This window comes from Chromohalobacter beijerinckii, from assembly GCF_023061185.1.
In the GTDB taxonomy this organism is placed as follows: domain Bacteria; phylum Pseudomonadota; class Gammaproteobacteria; order Pseudomonadales; family Halomonadaceae; genus Chromohalobacter; species Chromohalobacter beijerinckii.
In genome coordinates this window covers 57,184-82,955 of sequence record NZ_JAKGAK010000006.1, presented here as the reverse complement: position 1 = coordinate 82,955, position 25,772 = coordinate 57,184, and the positions used below count along the sequence as shown (strand labels likewise).

General features: G+C 61.6%; 22 protein-coding genes. 2 read left to right on the top strand and 20 right to left on the bottom strand.

Features of this window, described 5'->3' with window-relative positions; translation table 11 throughout:
- Window positions 1-101: 101 nt before the first annotated feature.
- Together rho and L1075_RS07220 are read right to left on the bottom strand one after the other, a co-directional pair.
- Window positions 102-1,361, bottom strand: coding sequence for a transcription termination factor Rho (gene rho, locus L1075_RS07225; protein ID WP_040239575.1), 1,260 nt, complete (start codon window positions 1,359-1,361; stop codon window positions 102-104).
- Window positions 1,362-1,796: 435 nt separating this feature from the next.
- Window positions 1,797-2,129 carry a thioredoxin family protein gene (locus L1075_RS07220; RefSeq protein ID WP_075367944.1) on the bottom strand — a complete coding sequence of 111 codons (333 nt, stop codon included), beginning with the start codon at window positions 2,127-2,129 and terminating at the stop codon, window positions 1,797-1,799.
- 119 nt (window positions 2,130-2,248) lie between these two features.
- Between L1075_RS07220 and ppx the strand changes: the two genes are divergently transcribed.
- Entirely contained in the window at window positions 2,249-3,748 is a 1,500-nt protein-coding gene (gene ppx / locus L1075_RS07215; RefSeq protein ID WP_246941150.1) for an exopolyphosphatase, read from the top strand.
- Here the strand turns inward: ppx and tilS are convergent.
- From tilS to rpsB, 18 genes are all read right to left on the bottom strand, one after another.
- The gene (gene tilS / locus L1075_RS07210) at window positions 3,735-5,045 is read right to left on the bottom strand and encodes a tRNA lysidine(34) synthetase TilS (protein WP_246941147.1); all 1,311 of its coding nucleotides are present in this window, start codon (window positions 5,043-5,045) and stop codon (window positions 3,735-3,737) included. The genes ppx and tilS overlap by 14 nt on opposite strands.
- Window positions 5,029-5,982 (bottom strand): acetyl-CoA carboxylase carboxyl transferase subunit alpha, encoded by a 954-nt coding sequence (accA, locus tag L1075_RS07205; RefSeq protein ID WP_040239570.1) that lies wholly within the window; start codon window positions 5,980-5,982, stop codon window positions 5,029-5,031. The genes tilS and accA overlap by 17 nt, the downstream gene beginning before the upstream one ends.
- 172 nt (window positions 5,983-6,154) lie before the next feature.
- Entirely contained in the window at window positions 6,155-9,661 is a 3,507-nt protein-coding gene (gene dnaE, locus L1075_RS07200) for a DNA polymerase III subunit alpha (protein WP_246941144.1), read from the bottom strand.
- Between the two features lie 80 nt (window positions 9,662-9,741).
- The gene (gene rnhB, locus L1075_RS07195) at window positions 9,742-10,344 is read right to left on the bottom strand and encodes a ribonuclease HII (RefSeq protein ID WP_246893972.1); all 603 of its coding nucleotides are present in this window, start codon (window positions 10,342-10,344) and stop codon (window positions 9,742-9,744) included.
- On the bottom strand, window positions 10,341-11,504 hold the full coding sequence (gene lpxB, locus L1075_RS07190) for a lipid-A-disaccharide synthase (RefSeq protein ID WP_246941141.1): 1,164 nt from the start codon (window positions 11,502-11,504) through the stop codon (window positions 10,341-10,343). Before lpxB ends, rnhB begins: the two co-directional genes overlap by 4 nt.
- Before the next feature lie 12 nt (window positions 11,505-11,516).
- Complete coding sequence (lpxA, locus tag L1075_RS07185; protein ID WP_246893973.1) at window positions 11,517-12,284, bottom strand: acyl-ACP--UDP-N-acetylglucosamine O-acyltransferase; 768 nt, start codon at window positions 12,282-12,284, stop codon at window positions 11,517-11,519.
- Window positions 12,281-12,724, bottom strand: coding sequence for a 3-hydroxyacyl-ACP dehydratase FabZ (gene fabZ, locus L1075_RS07180; protein WP_075367952.1), 444 nt, complete (start codon window positions 12,722-12,724; stop codon window positions 12,281-12,283). The genes lpxA and fabZ overlap by 4 nt, the downstream gene beginning before the upstream one ends.
- A 115-nt stretch (window positions 12,725-12,839) precedes the next feature.
- Entirely contained in the window at window positions 12,840-13,889 is a 1,050-nt protein-coding gene (gene lpxD, locus L1075_RS07175) for a UDP-3-O-(3-hydroxymyristoyl)glucosamine N-acyltransferase (protein WP_246941138.1), read from the bottom strand.
- Window positions 13,890-13,936: 47 nt separating this feature from the next.
- Complete coding sequence (locus tag L1075_RS07170) at window positions 13,937-14,440, bottom strand: OmpH/Skp family outer membrane protein (RefSeq protein ID WP_246941135.1); 504 nt, start codon at window positions 14,438-14,440, stop codon at window positions 13,937-13,939.
- Between the two features lie 84 nt (window positions 14,441-14,524).
- Window positions 14,525-16,861, bottom strand: a complete 2,337-nt coding sequence (gene bamA / locus L1075_RS07165; protein WP_246941132.1) for an outer membrane protein assembly factor BamA — start codon at window positions 16,859-16,861, stop codon at window positions 14,525-14,527.
- 196 nt (window positions 16,862-17,057) lie between these two features.
- Complete coding sequence (rseP, locus tag L1075_RS07160) at window positions 17,058-18,413, bottom strand: sigma E protease regulator RseP (RefSeq protein WP_246941129.1); 1,356 nt, start codon at window positions 18,411-18,413, stop codon at window positions 17,058-17,060.
- A 40-nt stretch (window positions 18,414-18,453) separates the two neighbouring features.
- Window positions 18,454-19,659, bottom strand: coding sequence for a 1-deoxy-D-xylulose-5-phosphate reductoisomerase (gene ispC / locus L1075_RS07155; protein ID WP_246941126.1), 1,206 nt, complete (start codon window positions 19,657-19,659; stop codon window positions 18,454-18,456).
- Between the two features lie 8 nt (window positions 19,660-19,667).
- Window positions 19,668-20,468 (bottom strand): phosphatidate cytidylyltransferase, encoded by an 801-nt coding sequence (locus L1075_RS07150; RefSeq protein ID WP_246941230.1) that lies wholly within the window; start codon window positions 20,466-20,468, stop codon window positions 19,668-19,670.
- Window positions 20,461-21,219 (bottom strand): polyprenyl diphosphate synthase, encoded by a 759-nt coding sequence (gene uppS, locus L1075_RS07145; RefSeq protein WP_075367957.1) that lies wholly within the window; start codon window positions 21,217-21,219, stop codon window positions 20,461-20,463. Before uppS ends, L1075_RS07150 begins: the two co-directional genes overlap by 8 nt.
- Window positions 21,220-21,270: 51 nt before the next feature.
- Window positions 21,271-21,828, bottom strand: coding sequence for a ribosome recycling factor (gene frr, locus L1075_RS07140; RefSeq protein WP_040239554.1), 558 nt, complete (start codon window positions 21,826-21,828; stop codon window positions 21,271-21,273).
- 4 nt (window positions 21,829-21,832) lie between these two features.
- Window positions 21,833-22,594, bottom strand: coding sequence for a UMP kinase (gene pyrH / locus L1075_RS07135; RefSeq protein WP_040239553.1), 762 nt, complete (start codon window positions 22,592-22,594; stop codon window positions 21,833-21,835).
- 124 nt (window positions 22,595-22,718) lie between these two features.
- A complete protein-coding gene (gene tsf / locus L1075_RS07130; RefSeq protein ID WP_040239552.1) occupies window positions 22,719-23,588 on the bottom strand; it encodes a translation elongation factor Ts in 870 nt (289 codons plus the stop codon).
- A 272-nt stretch (window positions 23,589-23,860) separates the two neighbouring features.
- Complete coding sequence (rpsB, locus tag L1075_RS07125) at window positions 23,861-24,607, bottom strand: 30S ribosomal protein S2 (protein ID WP_040239550.1); 747 nt, start codon at window positions 24,605-24,607, stop codon at window positions 23,861-23,863.
- Window positions 24,608-24,967: 360 nt separating this feature from the next.
- Here rpsB and map point away from each other — a divergent pair, with 360 nt between their 5' ends.
- The gene (gene map / locus L1075_RS07120; protein ID WP_246941123.1) at window positions 24,968-25,759 is read left to right on the top strand and encodes a type I methionyl aminopeptidase; all 792 of its coding nucleotides are present in this window, start codon (window positions 24,968-24,970) and stop codon (window positions 25,757-25,759) included.
- Window positions 25,760-25,772: the final 13 nt, after the last annotated feature.

Here is a 25,772-nt window from a genome sequence, read left to right as displayed (position 1 = left end):
CGAGCGAAGACAAGGCGAACTCCGGAGAGCCAGCTGAGTACTTTAGTACATGAGCATGGCGAGCCGGAGTTCAACGCCGTATTGCCGAGCGCAGACCGATGTTATCTACGCTTCATGGCCTCGAAGAATTCCAAGTTAGTCTTGGTATCCTTCAAGCGATCGATCAAGAATTCCGTCGCCGCGATATCATCCATGGGATTGAGCAGCTTGCGCAGAATCCACATGCGCTGCATCTCTTCCTCGGAGGCAATGAGGTCCTCGCGGCGCGTACCACTGCGGCGGATGTTGAGCGCGGGATAGACGCGCTTCTCGGCCAGTTTGCGGTCGAGGTGCGCCTCCATGTTGCCGGTCCCTTTGAACTCCTCGAAGATGACTTCATCCATCTTGGAGCCGGTGTCGACCAGCGCGGTGGCGATGATGGTGAGACTGCCACCTTCCTCGATGTTGCGCGCCGCACCGAAGAAACGCTTGGGCTTTTCCAACGCGTGGGCGTCGACACCACCGGTCAATACCTTACCCGAGGACGGCACCACGGTGTTGTAGGCACGCGCCAAGCGGGTGATGGAATCGAGCAGGATGACCACGTCCTTCTTGTGCTCGACCAGACGCTTGGCCTTCTCGATGACCATCTCGGCGACCTGGACGTGACGCGCGGGCGGCTCATCGAAGGTCGAGGCCACCACCTCGCCACGCACGGTGCGCGACATCTCGGTGACCTCTTCGGGACGCTCATCGATCAGCAGCACGATCAGATGGCATTCGGGATTGTTACGCGTGATCGACGTCGCGATGTTCTGCAACATCAGCGTCTTGCCCGCCTTGGGCGGCGACACGATCAGACCACGCTGGCCCTTGCCGATGGGCGACGTAAGATCGATTACCCGCGAGGTCAGATCCTCCGTCGAGCCATTGCCGATCTCCATCACCATGCGTTCCTGCGGGAACAGCGGCGTCAGGTTCTCGAACAGGATCTTGTGCTTGGCGTTTTCGGGCCGGTCGAAGTTGATCTGACTGACCTTGAGCAGCGCGAAATAACGCTCCCCTTCCTTCGGCGGCCGGATCTTGCCGGCGATGCTATCGCCCTTGCGCAGGTTGAAGCGACGGATCTGCGACGGCGAGACATAGATGTCATCGGGGCCGGCCAGATAGGAGCTGTCAGCACTGCGAAGAAAGCCGAAGCCATCCTGCAGGATTTCCAGCACACCATCGCCATAAATGTCTTCACCACTTTTCGCATGCTTCTTGAGAATGGCGAAGATGATGTCTTGTTTACGCGAACGTGCCAGATTGTCGATGCCCATTTCCCGGGCAATATCCAGCAGTTCGGGAACGGTTTTTTGCTTGAGTTCGGTAAGATTCATCGGTTTCGTCAGAGATTGCTCGTGTCGGCGAGGCAATGGGATTGCCGGACAAAAGACAGGAGGCGGTTGTGCGCCGCGCGGTGCGTTCAGAGGGCCCCAGGAAATCCGTTCCACTCATCGCATTCATGCCTCAAGGCATCGCCGCGCGAGGGATTGGCGAAAAACGGTATTGAGAGATTCGGTTCGCGTCGCCTGGCGCCATGCCCAGCTCCTGATCGGGAGGCTTGGCGAGACAAGAATACTTGGGGCGATCTGACGACTTGGAGGACCGCGACGGCAATGCCGCGTGAACGGTCAGGAAGCATTCGGAACAGGCGAACGTCTCGATGGTAGTCAAGGCGCCAGCCAAACGCAAGCCCACTTTGCTCATGCGTAATACCGGGGCGAGCGCCGGGTCTGATCCTTATCGGGGACGGACCATTCCATGGCGCGGTCTCAATTCACGAGTTGGTGATCGAGCCATGTCTCGAGTTGCGCTGCGGACAACGCCCCCACGCGCGTGGTATCCAGCCCCGCGTCGGTAAACAGCGCCAGGGTCGGCATGCCGCGCACACCGTACTTGTGCGCCATGGCCGTATTGAGGTCGACATCGCACAGCGCGACTTGCAAGGTCGTCTCGCGCGCGCTGGCCAAGGCGGATAATCGCGGACGCAATTCGATGCAGGGGCTGCACCAGGATGCCACGAAGGCCACCAGAGTGGGCGTGGCTGCTTCCAGCACGCGGGCCTCGAACGTGTCGTCCGTCACCTCGAAAAGCCGCTCGGACATGCATTTTCTCCTGAATTCTCGACCAATTCCTCGTTCCCCATTGGACGCCGCATGGCGACAATTGACAAGCCTCGGGCGCCCCCGCAACCTTGCCATACTTCTGTGAAAAGGATTCTCGCATGAGCAGCCGCCACCCGGCGCCACGGCGTCTTGCCGCCATCGATCTAGGCTCGAACAGCTTCCACCTGCTGGTGGCCAATCAAGTCGGCGGCGACCTGCAGGTGGTCGCCAAGCAGGGGGAGAAAGTACAACTGGCCGCTGGTCTCGACGACGACGATATCCTCGACGAAGCTGCCATGGAGCGTGCCCTCGCCTGCCTGGAGCGTTTCGCTCCCTATCTGAGCGACCTCGACGCCGGTGACGTGCGCATCGTCGGCACCAATGCGCTGCGCGCGGCACACAACCGCCAGACGCTGATCGATCGAGCCGAAGCCCTGATCGGCCACCCTATCGAGATCATCGCCGGCCGCGAGGAGGCGCGTCTGATTTACCTTGGCGCCGCGCATGCCCTGGCCGAGGTCCACGGCCGCCGCCTCATCGTCGACATCGGCGGCGGCTCCACCGAATTCATCATCGGCGAACGTTTCGAACCCCTCGCTCTGGAAAGCCTGCACATGGGCTGCGTGGCCTATACGCAGCGTTTCTTCCACGACGGCACGATCACCGAGCGGCGCTTTCGCGATGCCGAACTCGCCGCACTCTCGGAACTCGCCAACATTCGACGCCCCTATCAGGCGCTCGGCTGGCAGGATCCCGTCGGCTCGAGCGGCACCATCAAAGCCATCGCCGCCGTACAGGCCGCCTATGGCGACGGCCCGGAAGACATCGTGACCCGCCAGGGGCTCATGGCCCTGCGGCGTCGGTTGGTCAAGTGCAAACGGCTCGACAAGGTGAACATGACGGGGCTGAAAAGCGACCGAGCCCGAGTGTTTCCGGCCGGGGTGGCGATTCTGTGCGCCACCTTCGAGGCCTTCGACCTGGAGCGCATGCGCTACTCCGACGGCGCCTTGCGCGATGGTGTGCTCTACGATCTCCTCGGCCGCAATACCGCCGAGGATTCACGCGCGTCGGCGCTACTCACGCTGCGCCGACGCTTCGACGTCGACATGCGTCAGGCCAGCAACGTACGCACCACCGCCGAACACCTCTGCGCGCATGTCGCCGACGTCTGGCCCCTGAGTCAGGAGCAGCGCCAGTTTCTGTTCTGGGCCGCCGAGCTGCACGAAATCGGCCTGGCAATCTCGCACAGCCAGTTTCACCGCCACGGCGCCTATCTGCTGGAAAACTCCGACCTGGCCGGCTTTTCGCGTCCCGAGCAACAGTCCCTGGCCTTTCTAGTGCGTGCCCATCGACGCAAGTTCCCCGGCAAGGAGCTCGATGCCCTCCCATCCGCCTCGCGATCGACCTATGCACGACTGGCGCGATTATTGCGACTGGCGGTGGCACTCAATCATTCGCGTCCTGAGGCGCCCGTCCTCGACGCCCGCCTTGAGGCCGACGGCGAGACCCTATACGTGTATCTCGATCAGGCCAGCGACCAACCTCTGTTGATGGCCGACCTCGATCAGGAAGCCCGTTATCAACGCAATGCCGGCTTTTCGCTGGTTATCGACGCCTAGATGAATCAGCGTCATCGGGCATCGCCCGCAGCCGCCAGCCTTCGGCGGCGGCGATGCCCAGCACCCCGACCAGAGTGTCTCCCTCCCAGGCCAACCACACACGCTCGCGTTGCCAGGATGGAATCCCGGCTTCCTGCAGGAGCCGTTTGACGTCGCGCCGACCGCGTCCCGCCACGCGCAGCGTCTCGCCGCCCCGACGCCTGCCCAGCGTAAGGCGGACACGACGCGGAGGGCCGGGAATCAGTTGCCACGCCACCGGGCCCAGCGGCGTTTCCAGGGGGGTGCAGCCATCCCACTCGGCCTTCCAGTCGACGTCGACAGGTTCGAGCGGCGCCAACAGATAGAGATATCCTCGCCAGCGCCTGGCCTCTCCACCCGGCCAGGCGACATGGACCTGTGCGTCGCCGCGGGCCTGTAATTGGTCGAGCACGCTTTCGAGGCGCGCGCGAGGCGGCGTAGGCAGAGAGAGTTGCCGACAAGCATGGCGCACGAGAAGCCGCTGACGGGGGCGGGAGAGCGCCAGGACATCCGCCAATGGCAAGCAGGCGGCGTCGCCACCCAGCGACTGTAAGGTTTCCCCAGCCAGTTCCTCCAATAGCGCATCGCTCTCGCCCAGTTGCTCGGCAGTGCGTGCCAGCGATGTCGCCGCACCCGGCCAGCGTGACGCCAGCGCTGGCATGACGGTATGCCGCAGATAGTTGCGATCGAAACGTTCGTCGGCGTTGCTCGGGTCATCGATCCAACGCAAGCCACGTGTCTCGGCCTCGCGCTCCAGCACCGCCCGCGTCACGGAAAGCCATGGCCGGACCATGAAACGCCCCTGCCACTCTCGGCTCTCGGGCATGCCGGCCATGCCGCGCAAACCACTACCGCGCAAGCCCGCCAGCAACAGGCCTTCGGCCTGATCGTCGGCATGCTGGGCCAGCAGCAGGGTGTCCCCCGCTGTGACACGTCGGGCGAACGCCGCCAGGCGGGCGTCGCGGGCGTGGGCCTCGAGGCCCCGTGCGCCGCGCTCAACCGTGGCGCGCTCTATGAACAATGGCACCCCGAGACGCCCGCACAACCATCGCGCATGGTCTTCGAACGCGGCAGCGGCATCCTGCAGGCCATGATTGACGTGTAACGCGTAAAGCGGCCGTGGGTGACGACGGCAGGCGGCCACCGCGAGTGTCAGCAGCAGCGAAGAATCCAGCCCACCGGAGAGAGCCACCCAAACACGACGCCCCGGCGAGGTCATCGCCAGGGCGTCATCGACAAGGGCTTCGGGGGTCGGCCCTGCGTTATTGGGGCGCGCCATAGCTCATCAGACGATCATAGCGACGCGACAGCAGGTCATCCGTCTCCATGGCTTCCAGCCGCTCGAGGCTGGCGCCGAGGGCGTCCTTGATGCTATCGGCCATCTTCTGGGGGTTGCGGTGCGCGCCCCCCAGCGGCTCCTTGATCAAGGTATCGACGAAGCCCAGCTCCTTGAGGCGCTCGGCAGTGATACCCATCGCTTGTGCCGCCTCGGAGGCCTTTTCGGCACTCTTCCACAGAATCGAGGCGCAGCCTTCCGGGGAGATCACCGCATAGGTCGAATACTGCAGCATCTGTAGCTCATCGCAGACACCGATCGCTAGCGCCCCGCCGGAGCCGCCCTCGCCCACGACGGTGGAGATGATCGGCGTCTTGAGGCGCGACATGACCGCCAGATTGTAGGCGATGGCCTCGCTCTGGCCGCGCTCCTCGGCGTCGATCCCCGGATAAGCGCCAGGGGTATCGATGAAGGTCAATACCGGCATCTTGAAGCGCTCGGCCATTTCCATCAGCCGGCACGCTTTGCGATAGCCTTCCGGGCGCGGCATACCGAAGTTGCGCCGCACCTTCTCCTTGACGTCACGCCCTTTCTGATGACCGATGACCATCACCGGTTTGTCGTCGAGGCGCGCCACGCCGCCCACGATGGCAGCGTCATCGGCGAAGTGACGATCGCCATGCAGCTCGTCGAAGTCCTCAAAGAGACTGTCGAGGTAATCCAGCGTGTAAGGACGCTGAGGATGACGCGAGAGCTGCGATACCTGCCAGGCGCTAAGATCGCGAAAAATCGATTCGGTGAGCTTGCGATTCTTGTCTTCAAGCTTGCCGATTTCGTCGCTCAAGCTGATACGGCTGTCATTACCGACCAGGCGTAGCTCGTCGATCTTGGCTTCCAGCTCGGCGATCGGCTGTTCAAAGTCCAGGTAGTTGGGATTCATAGAACGTCTACTTTGTGGTCTTGGGCAGCCCGGGGCCGCACGTCCGATGTCGCACGAGGCGACGCTGTGACGGACAGGGCATGGCGCCAACCGGCCGTAAACCGGCATTATCGCACCCTGAACGCATCACGCAAGACACCGCGCGCCAGCACCATCGCCAGCGATGACGGCATCACCCACGATAACGCAACGTAACCGCTTCCTGACCCTCCACCTCGCGCAGGGCGATGAGTAGGTCGTCACTGGGCGACACCCGCCAGGGTTCACCCAGTTCCAGCACGCCGCTGGCCTGGGGATTACGGTAACGCACGCGCACCGGCAAACCCTGGGGATCGCGCCACCGCGTCAGGCTATCTTGCAAGTTGCGCGCGAAACGTCCATTGAGACGCGCGCCGTCCACCGCGAGCTCCACGGCCTCGCCATAGCGCGTGCGCGCATCGACCATCGGCGTCACTTCCTTGCCACGCAGGCGCAGGCCACCCGAATAATCGTCGGTGCTCACTTCGCCTTCGATGATCAAGACGTCATCGGCGCCAAGCTTGCCACGCATCTGCTCGTACATCTCGCCGAACAACGAAGCCTCGATACGCCCAGTACGGTCGTCCAGGGTGATAAAAGCCATGGTGTCGCCGCGCTTGGATTTCATGGTCCGCATGGCCACTACCAGCCCCGCGACACGCTGAGATTCGCCACGCTGAGGTTTCAGATCGACGATGCGCGTCGACACGAAGCGCTTGAGTTCGTTTTCGTACTCGTCGATGGGGTGGCCGGTCAGATAGAGGCCCAAGGTGTCCTTCTCGCCGGCTAGGCGCTCCTTGTCGGCCCACTCGCGGGCATGGTGATAATCGGCGTAGACATCGCCGCTTTCCGGTTCGACGAAAGCATCGCCGAACATGTCGATCATCCCTGCGCTGGCATTGGCGTTGCTCTGAGACGCCGCCTTGAGTGCGGCGTCCAGCGACGCCATCAACACCGCCCGGGTCGGCCCCAGGTTGTCCAGCGCGCCGGAGCGGATCAAAGCCTCCAGCGTACGCTTGTTGAGACGCTTGGCGTCGACACGGCGGCAGAAGTCAAACAGATCGCTGAAGGCGCCGTCGGCCTCGCGCGCCTCGACGATCGCACCGATGGGCCCTTCACCGACGCCGCGAATCGCGCCCAAGCCATAGACGACACGGTTTTGCTCATCGACGGTGAACTTGTAGCTGCCGATGTTGACGTCCGGCGGCGTGACCGTCAGCCCCTGCTTGCGGCATTCCTCGATCAGCGGCACGACCTTGTCGAGGTTGTCCATCTCGGTGGACAACACCGCCGCCATGAAAGGCGCGGGATAATGCGCCTTGAGCCACGCTGTCTGGTATGAGACTAGGCCGTAGGCCGCCGAGTGCGACTTGTTGAACCCGTAACCGGCGAATTTTTCCACCAGGTCGAAAAGGTTACCGGCCAGGTCCTTGTCGATGCCATTGGCCGCGCACCCTTCCATGAAGCCGGCACGCTGTTTGGCCATCTCCTCGGGCTTCTTCTTGCCCATGGCACGCCGCAGCATGTCGGCCTGACCCAGGCTATAACCTGCTATCACCTGGGCGATCTGCATCACCTGCTCCTGATAGAGGATGATGCCATAGGTGGGCCCGAGCACTGGTTTGAGCAGCTCGTGCTGGTAGTCCGGGTGTGGATAAGCGACCTCGGCGCGGCCGTGCTTGCGGTTGATGAAGTCATCGACCATCCCGGATTGCAGCGGCCCCGGACGGAACAGTGCCACCAAGGCGATCATGTCTTCCAGCGAGTCGGGCTGCAGGCGCTTGATCAGCTCCTTCATGCCGCGCGATTCGAGCTGGAAGACCGCCGTGGTCTCGGCCTTCTTGAGCATATCGAAGGTCGGCACGTCGTCGAGCGGGATCGAGGCAATGTCCAGCGGCCCCTGGCCTTCGCGGGCGCGCACCGTATCGACCATCTCCAACGCCCAGTCGATGATGGTTAGCGTGCGCAACCCCAGGAAGTCGAACTTGACCAGCCCGGCTTCCTCGATGTCGTTCTTGTCGTACTGCACCACCAGCCCACTACCGTCTTCCTCACACAGCAGCGGCGAGAAGTCGGTCAGCTTGGTGGGCGCGATCACCACCCCGCCGGCGTGCTTGCCGGTGCCGCGCGTGATGCCCTCGAGCTTGAGCGCCATGTCCCAGATTTCCTGGGACTCCTCGTCGTTGTCCAGATACTCCTTGAGCGCCGGCTCCTGCTCGATGGCCTTGGTCAGGGTCATGCCGACCTCGAAGGGGATCAGCTTGGACAGCTTGTCACCCATCGAATACGGCTTGCCCTGGGCACGGGCCACGTCGCGGACCACGGCCTTGGCAGCCATGGTGCCGAAGGTCACGATCTGCGAGACGGCGTCGCGGCCGTAGCGACTCGCCACGTACTCGATGACCCGGTCGCGCTTTTCCATGCAGAAGTCGACGTCGAAGTCGGGCATCGACACGCGCTCGGGGTTGAGGAAGCGCTCGAACAGCAGGTCGTATTCCAGTGGGTCGAGGTCGGTGATCTTGAGCGCGTAGGCAACCAGAGAGCCGGCCCCGGAACCACGCCCCGGCCCCACCGGGATGTCGTTATCCTTGGCCCACTGGATGAAGTCCATGACGATCAGGAAGTACCCAGGGAAACCCATCTCGAGGATGATGTTGAGCTCGAAGTCGAGCCGCTCGCGGTAGGTCCCCTCGTGCTCACTGAGATCGCGCCCGGGATAGATCGGCATCTCGCCCGTAAAGAGCTTTTCGAGCCGCTCGGTGAGGCCGTCGTGAGAGATCTTGCGGAAGAAGCTCTCCATGCTCATGCCGTCAGGCACCGGGTACTCGGGCAGGAAGATTTCCCCCAGTGGCACGTCGACGTTGCAGCGCGCAGCGATCATCACGCTATTTTCCAGCGCCTCGGGCAGGTCCGAGAACAGCTCGGCCATTTCCTGCGGGCTCTTCAGGTACTGCTCTTCGCTGTAGCGGCGTTCGCGCCGTGGATCGTCGAGCGCCTTGCCCTCGCCGATCGCCACTCGCGTTTCGTGGGCCCAGAACCCCTCGCGGGTCAGGAAACGAACATCATTGGTCGCCACCACCGGCGTCTGAGTTTCGGCCGCCAGCGCCACCGACAAATGCAGACACTCCTCATCGTGTTCGCGTCCGGTGCGCTGGAGTTCCAGATAAAACCGCCCGGGGAAGGCGGCGTTCCAGGCCTCGCACATTTCCCGTGCCGCCTGACCGTGTTCGGTCAGAAGGTGACGCCCGATCTCCCCTTCACGGGCACCGGACAAGGCGATCAACCCCGCACTGCGGGCGAAGATCCACTCCTTCTTGAGGATCCCCTGGCCGCGCTGCTGCCCCTCGCTCCAGCCCTGAGATATCAATTCGGTGAGATGGCGATAACCGTCGTTGTCCATCGCCAACAGCGTCAAGCGGTAGGGATGCGCCTCGTCGTGAGGATTCTCCATCCACAGATCGGCGCCGATGATCGGCTTGAGTCCCGCGCCTTGGGCGCCTTTATAGGCCTTGACCAGACCGAACAGATTGGAATCGTCGGTCACGGCCACCGCAGGCATGCCGCCCTCGGCCGTCGCCTCGATCAGCGGCTTCAAGCGCACCAGGCCATCGACCAGGGAATATTCACTGTGCACGCGCAGATGAACGAACGGCGTAGTCATGACGAGCTCTTGAGACGAAACGGACGATGCCGCCTGGGCGACACCTTCCTGAATGAATTGGGTAACAGCGTGATGTGACGCTACACCGGTAGCAGTTTCTTGACCGGCGCAAACGAGCGGCGATGCTCATCGAGCGGCCCCAAGCGCTCGAGTGCTTCGCAGTGCTCACGGGTAGGATAGCCCTTGTGGCGCGCAAACCCATACTCGGGATAGCACTCGTGCAGCGCGAGCATCTGAGCGTCGCGCGTCACCTTGGCCAGAATCGAGGCGGCGCCAATGGCCCCATGGCGCTGGTCACCTTTGACCGCGCACTGCCCCGGCACATGATGCCCCGGCATCCGATTGCCGTCCACCAGCAGATATTCCGCGGCCACCGGCAGGGCGTCGATGGCTCGCCGCATGGCCAGATGCGTCGCGTGGTAGATGTTGAGCGTGTCGATCTCAGCGGGCGACGCTTCGCCTATTGCGAAGGCCGTCGCATGTTGGCGAATGGCCTCGGCCAATACGAGGCGACGTTTTTCGCTGAGGGTCTTGGAATCGGCCAGCCCCTCGATGGGTCGCGCCGGATCGAGAATCACCGCGGCCGCCACCACGTTACCCACGAGGGGCCCGCGACCCACTTCATCGACGCCCGCCAGACACGAGCCCTGATAATCGATCACCAATGGTGGTAGTCCCGTCATGCGCTCTCCTCCCGTGGCGGCAAACGACCGTGTGTGATCAGGGCGTCGATGGCCTCGGCGGCGCGCTCGCTGGCGCCACGCTGGAGCGTGGCGTGCAAGGCGGCAAAACGCGCTTCCATCGCCTGGCGTTTCGCGTCGTCATCGAGCCATTCCAGCAGCGCCGCACCGATCGCCTCATGACTGGCGGCGTCCTGTACCAGCTCAGGCACCAGCGTCTCCTGAGCGATCAGGTTGGGCAGCGAGATCCAGTCGGTCTTGACCATGCGCTTGGCTAGCCAGTGCGTAGCCGACGCCATCTTGTAGGCCACCACCATGGGACGATGACAGAGCATGGCTTCGAGCGCAGCCGTCCCGGAGGCCAGCAGCACCGCATCGGCAGCGGTCATCGCCTGACGCGACTCACCGTCGCACAGGACGACGATATCGCGGGCCGGATGATCGGCCAGCAGTGCCTCGAGTTCTTCGCGACGCGCCGGGGACGCCGCCGGCACGATCACTTGCAAGTTGGGGATGCGTTCGCGCAACCAGGCGACGCTATCCAGAAACGTGGGCCCCAAAAAGCGAATTTCGTTACTGCGTGAACCCGGCAACAACGCCAGCAAGGGCGCTGTGGGCGATAATCCCAGTGCCGAACGTGCCACCTGGCGATCGTTGACCAGCGGCAGCTCATCGGCCAACGGATGCCCAACGAAGGCCACCGGCACCTCGTGACGTGCATAGAACGCCGCTTCGAAGGGTAGGAACGTCAGCATGGCATCGACCGACTGGGCAATGCTCTTTACTCGGCCCTGACGCCACGCCCAGACCGAAGGGCTAACGTAGTGCGCAGTGGGGATGCCAGTGACTCGCAATTGGCGCTCGAGTCCCAAGTTGAAGTCGGGCGCATCGATGCCGATCATCGCGTCTGGCTGCCAAGCCAGGGCGTCACGCCGCAAATGACGTCGAACTTTGATCAGCTCCGGCAGGTGCTTGAGCACCTCGACCAACCCCATGACCGACAGCGTCTCCAGCGGATACAGCGAGTGCAGGCCTTCGGCAAGCATGCGAGGGCCGCCGATACCACGAAACTCGGCGTCGGGATGGCGACGCTTCAGCGCCTGCATCAAGCCGGCGCCGAGGATATCGCCCGACAGCTCTCCCGCGACCAGGTAGATACGCATGACGTGCCTCGTTCAGCGCGTGATGCCGCGCTGGGAATCCTTCAGCGACGCCAGGAATGTCGCAACTTCAGGGCCTTCGAAATCGTTCGCGAGACGCTCCAGCGCTTGCTCCATGGTCAGTCCCTGGCGATAGACGGTGCGGTAAGCTTCTCCCAGCGCTCGTAGCGCCTCACGCGAGAAGCCACGCCGCTTGAGCCCCACCAGGTTGAGCCCGTGCGTCTGCGCCGGGTTGCCATTGACGATGACGTAGGCCGGGACATCTTTGGTGATGATCGACCCGCCACCGCACATGGCATGGGTACCGATATGGCAAAACTGATGGATCGCCGAGAGGCCGCCGAGGATAGCGTGATCGCCGATGGTGACATGTCCGGCCAAGGTCGCCTGGTTGGCAAGAATGCAATCATCGCCGATGACGCAGTCGTGCCCGACATGCGCGTAGGCCATGAAAAGATTGCGCGAGCCGATGATGGTTGCTTCTTTATCCTGCACTGTACCTCGGTGCAGGGTGACGCCTTCGCGCACGACGTTGTCGTCGCCCATCTCCAGACGCGTGGGTTCTCCGGCGTACTTCTTGTCCTGGCAGTCCTCGCCGACAGAGGCGAACTGGAAGATCCGATTGCGCTTCCCCAAGCGCGTGGGCCCCTTGAGCACCACGTGCGGACCGATCACCGTGCCATCCCCGATTTCCACTTCGGGGCCAACCACGCAGAACGGGCCGATGTCGACGTCGTCAGATACACGCGCACTGGGGTCGACGATGGCGGTGGGATGAATCAAGCGACTTTCCTCTCGGCACAGATGATCTCAGCTTCGCAGGCTAGCTCGCCGTCGACCGTAGCACGACAGGCGAACTTCCAGATCCCGCGCTTGCCCTTGATGACGTTGGCTTCCAAGCGCAGTTGATCGCCCGGCATTACCGGACGCTTGAAGCGCACGTTATCGCTTCCTACAAGATAATAGACATAACCATCGGCGGGCATCTTGTTGACGGTCTTGAAACCTAGGATGCCGCATGCCTGAGCCATGGCCTCGATGATCAACACGCCGGGCATGATGGGATGATGCGGGAAATGCCCATTGAAAAATGGCTCGTTGATGCTGACATTCTTGTTGGCGACGATCGACTCGCCGACCGTGATCTCCATGACGCGATCCACCAGCAAGAACGGATAACGATGCGGTAGATACTCACGGATCTCGTTGATGTCCATTACCATCGATACAACCTCTGAAATAACGAAGTGCCTGCCATGAGGGGCAGGCACACGAGGACGGAGTACTCCGCCTATCTGGATGGGCAGGGATTATACAGGTCCGACTCGCTAGCAGCTATCAGCCTTGGGCGGCGCCCGAGGCATCCCGTTCCAGACGCGCCAGACGCTTGGCGAGATCGTCGAGCTGCTTGAAGCGCACCGCGTTCTTGCGCCACAAGCCATTGGGCATGGCGCCTGTCCCTGAGGAATACACCCCGGGCTCGTGAATGGAGTTGGTGACAAGACTCATACCGGTGACCTGAACGCCATCGCAAATCGTCAGGTGCCCCGAGAGACCCACGCCGCCACCCAGCATGCAGTGGCGTCCAACGCGGGTCGAACCCGCGATACCCACGCACCCCGCCAGGGCGCTATGATCGCCGACCTGCACGTTGTGCGCGATCTGCACCTGGCTGTCGATCTTGACGTCATTGCCGATCAACGTGTCTCCCAGGGCGCCGCGGTCAATGCTTGAGCAGCTACCGATTTCGACGTCGTCACCCACGATGACGCCCCCCAACTGCGCGATCTTGTGCCAGCCCTGGCCATCATGCGCGAAACCGAAGCCATCGGCACCCACCACACAACCGCTGTGCAGGATGGCGCGCCGCCCGACACTCACGCCGTGATAAACAGTGACATTAGCATGCAGGCGAGAGTCGGCGCCGATTTCGCTGTGAGCGCCGATGATACTACCAGCGCCGATCACGCAGCCATCACCGATAACCGCGCCGGCTTCGACCACACACTGTGGGCCGACCGAGACTCGGGCCCCAAGATGCACGCTCTCGGCGACCACCGCACTGGGATGAACACCTTCCGGCGCCTGCCCCGCCAGCGGGTCGAACAGCCTGGATAGCTCGGCGTAACCGAGATAAGGGTTGTCGAGTTCGAGTCGCGCGCAAGGCACTTCATCGCCATACGCGGGATGTACCAGCACGGCAGCCGCGCTCGTTTCAGGCAAGTATTTGAGATAGGTCTTGTTGGCCAGGAACGTAATATCGTCCGGGCCCGCATCAAGCAAAGTAGCCAGGCCGGTGACACGATGATCGCTATCGCCGACCAAGCGGGCCTTGAGACGTTCGGCCAGTTCACCGAGCGTGAAGGCGCAAGGAGTAAGGGTCTTCATGTGCGCTTGGAACCGCTAACCACGGGCGCCGGGAGCGCCCCATGGGCTCAGTTGAGCGAGTTAAAGATGCGAGTGACTTCCTCGGTGACGTCGAGGCCATCCTCTGAATATACCACCGCATCACGATCCACCACGAGGTCCAGGTCATGCCGCTCGACGACCTGTTCGATGGCGCGATCGAGCTTGGGCTTGGCCGACTGCATGAAGGACTGTTCCTTTTTCTGCTGCATGCTCTGAATCTGCTGACGCAACTGCTGGAACTCGGATCCCTTGGTACGCAGTTCCTGTTGAGCGTTAGTGCGCTCAGAATCGGACATCACCGCACCATCCTGCTGAAGCTTCTGTTGCAACTGTTGCAATTCTTGGCTGAGTGATTCGGCGCGCTGCTTCTTGTCGCCGATCTGATTCTTGAGCTCGTTCATCGAGCGCTGGGCGGCATCCGAATCCAGCAACGCTTGACGCCAATCGATAACGCCAACCTCGTTCGCCATGGCCGGCATGGACAGCACGCTCATCACCCCAAGACATAGGGCACCCGTCAATTTGCGCATCACACCCTCTCCTTGATTCGTTATGGTCACTCGGTGCGGCGGCCACACCGCCGCACCTGGCGCATTACGCTGCATCAGCCTGCTTTAGAAGGTCTGACCCAGCGAGAATTGAAAGACCTGGGTATCGTCGTCTTCTTCATCGCTGAGCGGCTTGGCGACACTAAAGGTCAACGGCCCCACCGGGGTCAACCAGGAAAGCCCCAGCCCGACGCTATAGCGCAAGTCCCCCATATCCACGCCACTGCTACAGCTAGAAGTTGTACCCTCAGGCACATCGTAGCAATCGGTTAGATACGTGTTGCCCGCATCGAAGAACACGCTGGTCTGCAGCGAGCGACGGTCCTCGACCCAGGGGAATGGGTAGATCAACTCGGCCGAACCTTCGACGAGCACGTTACCCCCTAGGGTGTCATCGTCCCCGTCATTACGCGGCGTAGTATTCGGCCCCAACGTATTGCTGGAGAAGCCGCGTACCGATCCCAGGCCACCCGCATAGAAGTTCTCGTAGAACGGGTAAGCATCGTCACCGACGGTGTCCGCATAGCCAACATTGGTGCTGAATTTCAGTGACCACTCAGGACGGAATTCGAACAGCTTCTGGCCTTCGTAGCGCGTCTTGTAATACTGCGTATCGCTCCCCGGCACCGCGGCCTCCAGCGACAGTTTCTGGTAGCTACCGTCGGTGGGCATGATGCCGCGATTGAGGTTATTGCGCGTCCAACTGGCGGTGAGCTTGTAGTTCAGGAAGTCCTCACCCTCGTCTTCCGTGTACTGGACGATTTCGGCCGGCGTATCGCGATAGGTATCGAGCGATAGGTCCTCGACGCCGACACCGAAGTTGAGGCGCGACAAATCATTGATCGGATACCCGAAATTGACGCTACCTCCGATGGCATCCGAGGAATAGGTCGAAATATCATCGAAGTCTTCGTAATTGGTCTCGCGATAATAGAGATTATAGCCGCGCGAGATGCCGTCTAGCGTCCAGTAGGGATCGGTATAGCCGAAGTTGAGGTTGGTGAAATAATCGCCTTTCTGCGCATTGACGTTGACGCGATTGCCGGTGCCCAGGAAGTTGCTCTGCGATAGCGACGCACCATAGATGACCCCGGCGCTTTGCGAGTAGCCCAAGCTCGCCGAGACCGACCCGGACGGCTGCTCCTCGACGTTGTAGGTCACGTCGAGCTGGTCGGGTTCATCGGAGACGGGACGCGTTTCGACGTCGACCGAGCGGAAGAAGCCCAGACGTTGCAAGCGCTCGCGGGATTGGCTGATCTGATCGGTGGAGGCTGGCGCACCTTCCATCTGAGTCATTTCACGCCGCAGCACTTCGTCCTGGGTCGTGGTATTACCCTCGAAATTGATGCGCCGCACATAGGCACGTCGTCCTGGATCGACCTGGAAGGTCACATCCACGGTATCGCCGTCGGCATCGACCTCGGGTACGCTGTTGATCTCGGCGAAGGCGAACCCTTCCGCCCCGAGACGCTTGCGCAGAGCCTCGGCGGATTCGGTCATTGCGCTTTCCGAGTAATACTCACCGGGCTCGGCTGTCACCATCTCGCGCGCCTCGCTTTCGTCGATCTTGAGATCGCCCGCAAAGCGAATTTCGTCGAGCTTGTAGCGCTTGCCTTCATCGACGTTGATGGTGATGAAGATATCGGACTTGTCGGGGCTGATCGACACTTGGGACGAGCTGATGTCGAAATTGACGTAGCCGCGGTCTAGGTAGAAAGAGCGTAGCGTCTCGAGATCGCCAGAGAGTTTGTCGCGAGAGTATTCATCGTCGGAAAACCAGCCAAAGAACCAACCCGGCTTGTCTTCCAGCGCGAACAAGTCACGCAGGGTATCGTCGTCGAAGTCTTGATTGCCGACGAAGTTGATTTGATGAATCTTGGCGACCGCGCCCTCGTTGATGTCGATATCGACTTCGACGCGGTTATTGTCGAGTTCCTCGACACTGGTCTCGATATTGGCGCTATAACGCCCTTGGGATTGATAAAGCCTTTCGAGCTCGCGTTGCACTTCGTCAAGCGTCGAGCGCTGCAGCACCTGGCCTTCATCCAGCCCGGCCTCGGTCATCCCCTTGCGAAGATCCTCATCGGCCACCTGAGAGTTGCCGTTGAGTTCGATGCTGGCGATGGTGGGGCGCTCGACCACATTGACGATCAATACATCACCGTCACGCGACAGCGCGATGTCGTCGAACAGGCCCGTATCGAACAGTTCCTGCGACGCCTCGGCTAATTCACGGTCATCGACCTGGTCACGCGCACTGACTGGAAAGGCATTGAACACCGATGCCGGCGATACGCGCTGCAGCCCTTCCACGCGAATATCTGAAATCTCGAAGGGGGCCGCCAGTGCCGCGGGAGTCGCGGTCAGCAGCAGCGCCGCCAATCCGATGGTCTTGATCTTCATGCAGTCGATTCGCTTTTCTCGAGTCCGCCCGCTCATGGAACAGGCACCTTATACATTTCCCTGGGTGACTGGCAAGGTCATAGCCCGCCTCGCAGTAACACCCGGGTCGCTCATCCTTGCGGCCGATGACCGCTTACGACATGCCATTGATGGCCCACATTAAAGCCCGCTGGCGAGTCGCTCCGCAACGACGCCTCTACAGACGCATCAAATCGAAATACAGCGCCATCAACATCAACGAGCCCACCAAGGCGACACCGATACGCAACCCAAAGGCTTGTACCGCCTCGGGCACCGGACGCCCCCGCACCGCCTCGATCAGGTAATAAACCAAGTGACCGCCGTCGAGCACGGGAATCGGCAAGAGATTGAGAACCCCCAGGCTGATCGATAAATAAGCCAGGAAGCTGATGAAGCTTTCCACGCCATTACGCGCGGAATCACCCGCGATGCGTGCAATCGTCACCGGACCCGATAGATTGGAGGGCGAGATCAGCCCTATCAGCATCTTGCGGATCGAGTCCAGCGTGAGCAAGCTCATCTCACCGGTCTTGCTCACCGCCTCACCGACGGCGTCCAGCGGCCCATAACGAATCTCGCGACGATAACGCTCAGGCCACTCAGTAGTTTGCACCCCTACGCCGATGTACCCCATCGCCGTGCCGTCTTCCTGCTCACGCGCGGCCGGCGTCAACATCACGTCGCGGCGCTCACCGTCACGCTCGACTTGCAGCGCTAGCGTCTTGCCGGGGTTGTCACGCACACGATCGACGAATGCCATCCAATCCTTGACGGCGGTACCGTCGACGCTGACGATGCGGTCGCCGCTCTGCAACCCGGCCTGCTGAGCACGCCCGTCATCCAGCACCTCCCCCAGCACGGCGGGCAGTTCGGGGCGCCACGGCGTCACTCCCAACGTGGCCAAGGGGCGTGGCGGATCCTGGCGTACCAGCCAATCGCTGACAGGTACTTGATGGCGTTCCGGCGAGGCCGTTTCGGAATCGCGCGTCGTGACCTCGAGCTCGCCATTAGCGCCGATGGCCGCTACCAGCTTGAGGTTTACCTCACCCCAAGAAGGCGTGCGCTCGCCCTCGACGGCCACGATCTCCTGCCCGGACTGCAAGCCGCCTCGGGCGGCTGGCGAATCTGCGGCAATGTCGCCGATCACCGGCGCCACCGTGGTCGTGCCATAGACGAAAAGCACCCAATAGGCGACGAAGGCCAGCAGAAAGTTGGCGATCGGACCAGCGGAGACGATAGCGATGCGCGCCCAAACACTCTTGCGATTGAAGGCCTGCGCTTGCTCCTCCGGCGCCACCGGCCCCTCTCGCTCGTCAAGCATCTTGACATAGCCACCCAGCGGTATCGCCGCCACAGCGAACTCCGTTCCATGGCGGTCGACGCGCGACCAGAGCGGCTTGCCGAACCCCACCGAGAAACGCAGCACCTTGACGCCACAACGCCGCGCAACCCAGAAATGTCCATACTCGTGGAAGGTGATCAACAACCCCAGCACCACGATGACCGCCAGCAGATTCTCAATCACGCCCATGGGGGTCGCCCTCCTTCCTGCGGCTTGCCAACGCCGCGCATCATGACGTGAACCGCGTCAATTGCCGTTCGGCCTCGCGCCGTGCCACCTCGTCTGCGGCTAGCACCGCGCTTAACTCATGCGCCGAATGTACCTCGCAAGCCTCGCAGACCGCGGCCACGAGATGTGGAATATCCGCGAACCCTAGTCGCGCGTCGAGAAACGCCTCCACCGCCACTTCATTGGCAGCATTGAGCGTCGCCGGGGCAGTACCGCCCGCCGCCATCGCCTCACGGGCGAGACGCAGGCAAGGAAAACGTGCTTCATCGGGCGCCTCGAAATCGAGCCGCGCCACCTGAAACAGATCCAGCGGCGCCACGCCGGCATCGATCCGCTCGGGCCAAGCCAGTCCATAGGCGATCGGCGTACGCATATCGGGATTGCCCAACTGCGCAATCACCGAACCGTCACTATAAGCGGCCATGGAGTGAACGACGCTTTGCGGATGCACCACGACCTGAACCTGTTCCGGCCGCGCATCGAACAACCAGCATGCCTCGATCAGCTCGAGCCCTTTGTTCATCAGGGTGGCGCTATCTACCGAGATCTTGCGACCCATTGACCAGTTGGGATGCGCACACGCCTGCTCCGGCGTCACCGCCTTCAGTTGCGCCTGTGACCAATCACGAAAGGGCCCTCCGGAAGCGGTCAACAATAACTGAGTCACGCCATGCCGCACCAACCCACCACGGTGCTCGGTGGGTAGACACTGATAAATGGCATTATGTTCAGAATCGATGGGCAACAATATCGCGCCATGCTGTTCGACGGCGTCCATGAACAGCGCGCCGGACATCACCAGGGCTTCCTTGTTGGCGAGCAGCACGCGCTTGCCGGCACGCACCGCAGCCAACGTTGGCATCAAGCCGGCCGCCCCCATGATGGCGGCCATTACCACATCGCTGTCGGCGCTCCCGGCAACCTCCGATAGCGCCGCCTCGCCAGCGCGCACTTGGGTGTTGATACCGGCCTCAGTGAGAGCATCGCGTAACCAGGCGGCGTCGCGCTCCTCGCCGAGCACCGCGACCTCAGGGCGATGAACCAAGCATTGATCGCGCAGCGTTTCGCGCGAACGGTAGGCGGTCAAGGCATGCAGCCGATAACGCTGGGGGTGGCGGGCAATGACATCGAGGGTGCTCTTGCCGATGGAGCCGGTGGCTCCAAGCACGGTCACACGTTGTATCCGAGCACAATCGGCATATTCCATGTGTCACCTCAGCCCAACCATGGGCGCAACAATACGAAAAGCGGAATCGCGGCGGTCAAGCTGTCGATGCGATCGAGCACACCGCCATGTCCAGGCAGCAGGTGGCTTGAATCTTTCAAGCCGCGTTGGCGCTTGAGCATGCTTTCGAACAAATCGCCCAGCACCGATATCAACACCACTGGCAGCGCCAGAATCATCAGCCACAATGCGTTACTGCCAGCCTCTTCCTGCCACTGCGCGAAGATCAGGGCCAGGACTGCCACCGCCACCATACCGCCATAAACACCTTCCCAGGACTTCCCGGGGCTAACGTGTATAGCCAGCTTGCGGCGCCCGAACGCACGACCCGCGAAGTAAGCACCGATATCCGCCACCCAGACCAGTAAAAGCACGAACAGCAGCCACTCCGCGCCATCGCCGCGCAATTGCACGAAACCGATCCAGCACGGTAGCAGCACCCACAAGCCCATGCCCAGGCGCACCGCGCGACCTTGCCATTGCGCGTGTTGCTGGGGATAACTAACGACCCAATAGAGGTTGGCCAGCCAACCCAGCATTCCCAGCCACAACGGCCAGGGCTGATGCACAGCACCGCTCAGCCATAGAAGAAGCATCGCCACGGCGCATGAGGCTGCGAAGACAAAACGCGGCATCTGGCGCTCGAAACCAGCCAGGTTGGCCCACTCCCAGGCACCGATCAGCACGATCGCGCCCGTGAACAAGGCAAAAGGCAGGCCGGTGAGCCCAAACAAGCCGAGCAGTGCCAAGGGCGCCAGGACCAGCGCCGTGAGGATACGTTGCCTAAGCACCATGCGCCTCGACTTGTTCTTGGGACATGCCGAAACGGCGCTGACGTTCTTTGTAAGCATCCAACGCGGCATCGAACGCCTCGGCTCCGAAATCCGGCCACAGCTCAGGCGTGAAATAGAATTCCGCGTAGGCCAGCTGCCACAACAAGAAGTTGGAAATCCGCTGCTCGCCACTGGTGCGGATACACAGGTCGACCGGGGCTTCGTCGGCCAGGCTGATTTCGGCTCCCAGCGTTTCCTCGTCAATAGACTCGGGCGACAACTCACCCGCCGAGACCCGCTGCGCTAACCGTCGAGCGGCGCTGGTAATATCCCAACGGCCGCCGTAATTGGCGGCGACCACCAGATGAAGCCCCTGATTGTCGCGGGTCATGGTCTCGGCACGTTCGATGTATTGCTGGATGGACGTGGAAAACTCCTCGCGCTGGCCTATCACCGACAGGCGGATACCGTGACCATGGAGCTTCTTCACCTCGCGTTTGAGCGCGATCAGGAAAAGTTCCATCAGCGCGTCAACCTCGGAGGCAGGGCGCTTCCAGTTCTCGCTGGAAAAGGCGAACAAGGTTAGCGTGTCGATGCCTCGCTCGGCAGCGCGACGAATCACCGCGCGCACCGACTCGACACCCGCGCGGTGCCCACGGATGCCAGACAGTCCGCGCGCGCGCGCCCAGCGATTGTTACCATCCATGATGACCGCCACGTGGCGCGGCAGCTCGCCCGCACGGGAGGGAGAAAACGGCTGTGAGGTCATGGGATCCCGTATCATGGAGATCGACGGGAGCGGCGTCCCGACGGTCACCTCTCAGACCTGCAGGAGGTCGTGTTCCTTGGTTTCCAGAAGCTTGTCGATTTCGGCGACATACTTGTCGGTCATCTTCTGGATCTCATCGATGGCGTGATGTTCATCGTCTTCGGTGATCTCTTTCTCCTTGAGGAGTGCCTTGAGGTCACCGTTGGCATCACGCCGTACGTTGCGGATCGCGACGCGCGCGTTTTCCGCCTCGCCACGCGCCTGCTTGATATAATTGCGGCGCGTTTCCTCGGTCAGTGGCGGCAAAGGCACGCGAATCACGTTACCCGCAGCGGCGGGATTGAGGCCCAGATCGGAAGTCATGATGGCCTTCTCGACCTTAGGCACCATGCTCTTTTCCCACGGCACGACCGCCAGCGTTCGTGCGTCTTCCACATTGACGCTCGCCACCTGGTTGAGCGGCATGTCAGCGCCATAGTAATCCACGTGCACCGCATCCAACAGGCTAGGATGCGCGCGCCCGGTACGGATCTTGTGGAAATTGGCGTTTAGCGCCTCGACGCTTTTCTTCATGCGCGCGTCGGCGTCTTTCTTGATATCTTTGATCACTGTTTCAGCCTCTATCTACAAGCGTTCCTTCCTTGCCCCCAACCACGAGGTTGAGCAAGGCCCCCGGCTTGGTCATATCGAACACGCGCACCGGCATGTCATGGTCCCGCACCAAGCAGATAGCGGTCAAATCCATCACGCCGAGCTTCTGATCGAGCACGTCGTCGTAGGAGAGACGTTCGTACTTGGCAGCATCGCTGTGCTTGACCGGATCCTTGTTATAAACGCCATCCACCTTGGTGGCCTTGAGCACCACATTGGCATCGATTTCGATGCCGCGCAGGCAGGCCGCCGAGTCGGTAGTGAAGAATGGGTTACCGGTCCCCGCGGAGAAAATCACCACGTCGCCCGACGTCAGGTAACGGATGGCGGTACGCCGGTCGTAATGCTCGACGACGCCGCTCATGGGAATCGCCGACATCACCCGCGAACGAATATTGGAACGCTCCAGCGCGTCACGCATCGCCAAAGCGTTCATCACAGTCGCCAGCATGCCCATGTGATCGCCGGTGACACGTTCCATGCCCGCCGCGTGGAGCGCCGCCCCACGAAACAAGTTGCCGCCGCCGACCACGATCCCCACCTGGACCCCGATCCCGACCAGTTGACCGATTTCCAGCGCCATGCGGTCGAGCACCTTGGGATCGATTCCGAACTCGTGCTCGCCCGTCAGGGCTTCGCCGGACAGTTTCAACAGAATGCGCTTGTACTTCGACTTCTCGTTACGCTCTGGGGAAGCGGCGTTACGATCGGTGGGAACAGACATTCGGACTCTCCTCGTCTCAGCGGACTGTATCGGCGTGGGTAGGAACGGCTCGGCCAGGCAACGGCCGGATACGCGAAGGCGTGCGCAACTGCGCACGCCAACGACAGCACAGACACATGGCAGCTTAGCTGCGACGCGCCTGATCCATGACTTCCTGAGCGAAGTCGACTTCTTCCTTCTCGATGCCCTCACCCACTTCGAAGCGAGTGAAGCTGACCACTTCGCCACCCGCAGCCTTCACGTATTCGGCCACGGTCTGATTGGGGTCCTTGACGAAAGGCTGCTGAGTCAGACTATTTTCGGCCAGGTACTTCTTCAAGCGCCCCTGAACCATCTTCTCAGCGATTTCCGCCGGCTTGCCGGCCATGTCCGGCTGCGCCAGGATGATCGCCTTTTCGCTGTCCAGTTCCGCCTGGGGCATGTCTTCGGGGTGGGCAGCACTCGGGTTGATTGCCGCCACGTGCATGGCAATATCCTTGGCCACGTCGGCACTGCCAGCACTGAGAACGGTCAGCACGCCGATGCGGCTACCGTGCACATAAGCCCCCACGACACCACCTTCCGGCGCATCGACGACCACCGCGCGACGCACGCTGATGTTTTCGCCGATCTTCTGCACCAGCTGTTGACGCGCGTCTTCCAGCCCGCCTTCCATCAGGCTCGCCACGTCTTCGCTCTTGGTTTCGAACACCTTGGCGATGACCTGGTCGGCGAAAGCGGTGAAGTTATCATCGCGCGCCACGAAATCGGTCTCGGAGTTGACCTCGAGCATCACACCGTAAGAACCGTCGTCGGCGACACGCGTCACCACGGCCCCTTCGGCTGCCGTACGATCAGCTTTCTTGGCCGCTTTGAGGCCGGAGTTCTTGCGCAGATTTTCGATGGCGGTTTCGATGTCACCGTCGGCTTCGGTAAGCGCTTTCTTGCACTCCATCATGCCGAGACCCGTGCGCTCGCGCAGTTCCTTGACCAGAGATGCGCTGATAGCTGCCATGGTAAATACCTCTGAATGTGGTTCGACGTCTGGTGGAAACACTGCCTCGTCGCCGGCACGGTTTGAGCGTGACTTGGCGTGACATGCACGCGCACGCGCGACGCGCGACCAGCATCTCCTTTGAATGAAGAATTCCTTCAGGGTTCACCGCCCTTGCATCCGGACGGTGAAAAGGGGGCTTATAGCCCCCTTTTAGTCCGTGCCGCGCCGCCTTCACGGGCTGCCTAGTGTCTCATCGCTCGCGTGCGAGCGTCAGCACGGACCCACCACCATTACTCGGCGGCGGCTTCGTTCGCTTCGCTTGCCTCATCCGTCACTTCGACGAACTCGCTAGCGCTGTTGCCCTTGGCCTGCACACAGGCGTCGGCGACGGCCTGAGTGTAGATCTGAAGGGCGCGAATGGAGTCGTCGTTCCCCGGGATCACGTAGTCGACACCGTCCGGATTGGAGTTGGTATCGACCACACCGATGACCGGGATGCCCAACTTGTTGGCTTCGTTGATCGCGATGCGCTCGTGATCGACGTCGATCACGAACAGCGCGTCCGGAAGACCGCCCATGTCCTTGATACCACCGACGCTACGCTCGAGCTTGTCTTGCTCGCGGGTCGCCATCAGGACTTCTTTCTTGGTCAGCTTCTCGAACGTGCCATCTTCGTGCATGGCTTCAAGCTCGCGCAGACGCTTGATCGACACGCGAATGGTCTTGAAGTTCGTCAGCATGCCGCCCAACCAGCGATGGTTGACGAACGGCTGACCAGCACGACGGGCCTCTTCCTTGACGATCTTGCTGGCCGCACGCTTGGTGCCGACGAACAAGACCTTGTTGTTGGAAGCCACCATCTTCTCGACTACGGCGAGCGCGTCGTTCAGCGCCGGCAGCGTGTGCTCGAGGTTGATGATGTGGATCTTGTTGCGTGCACCGAAGATGTACTTGCTCATCTTCGGGTTCCAGTAGCGGGTCTGGTGACCGAAGTGAGCGCCTGCCTTGAGCAGGTCACGCATATTGACTTGTGCCATGGATGACTCCTGAATCGGGTTAGGCCTCCATGCACCCCATGGATCCGACCACGACGACAACGAACGTCGCCCCGGCACCCGGGACCATGTGACGGTGCATGTGTGTTTTCAAGGCGTTATCATTTCTCGCCTGCTTGCCGCGCCACGCCAATGCGTCGATCGAACTGAACGCGCTAGGCGGCGATTGCAGTAAGGCGCGCGGCTTTATACCATAGATCGATTCCAAGATGAAGTCGTCCCTGGTCGCCACGCTTGACGAGACGCCCGTATGGGGCATCTCGCACGCCCTCGTCGGGCGCCGAGACTATAGGCCAGGAGCCACCCCGACGCCAGACCCGAACCCTCCGAATTCGAGATCGCATGAACATTCCTATCAAAACCGCCGACGAAATCGAAAAAATGCGCGAAGCCGGCCGCCAGGCCGCTTCGGTACTGGAAATGATCACGCCCCACGTGGTGGCCGGCGTGACCACCGGCGAGATCGACCGGCTGTGCCACGAATACATCGTGGACGAGCTGGGCTCCACGCCCGCGCCGCTCAACTATCATGGCTTTCCTTACGCCACCTGCACCTCGATCAATCATGTCGTCTGCCATGGCATGCCGGATTTCGCCAAGAAGCTCAAAAAGGGCGATATCATGAATCTGGACATCACGGTCAAGACCGCCGATGGCTATCACGGCGATTCCAGCATGATGTTCGTGGTCGGCGACAGCATCCAGGGCGGCCGCCTGGCCCGCATTACCCAAGAATGCCTGTACAAGAGCATCGCCCAGGTGCGCCCTGGCGTACATCTCTCCGAACTGGCGCGCACGATCCAGCAGCATGCCGAAAGCAACGGCTATTCGGTGGTGCGCGATTTCTGCGGCCACGGCATCGGCGCCGGCTTCCACGAAGACCCGCAGTTCTTGCATTACGACGGTTACGAACCCAATGCCGATATCGCGCTGGCCGAAGGCATGTGCTTTACCATCGAGCCCATGATCAACGTCGGCGACTATCGCACCAAGGTACTGCGCGACGGCTGGACGGCAGTGACCAAGGACAAAAGCCTATCGGCCCAGTGGGAACACACGCTGCTGGTCACCGCGACCGGCGTCGAGGTACTCACCGCGCGCAGTGACGAGGACCTCAGCTTCCTCGAGGCGTAAGTGCCACCGTTCA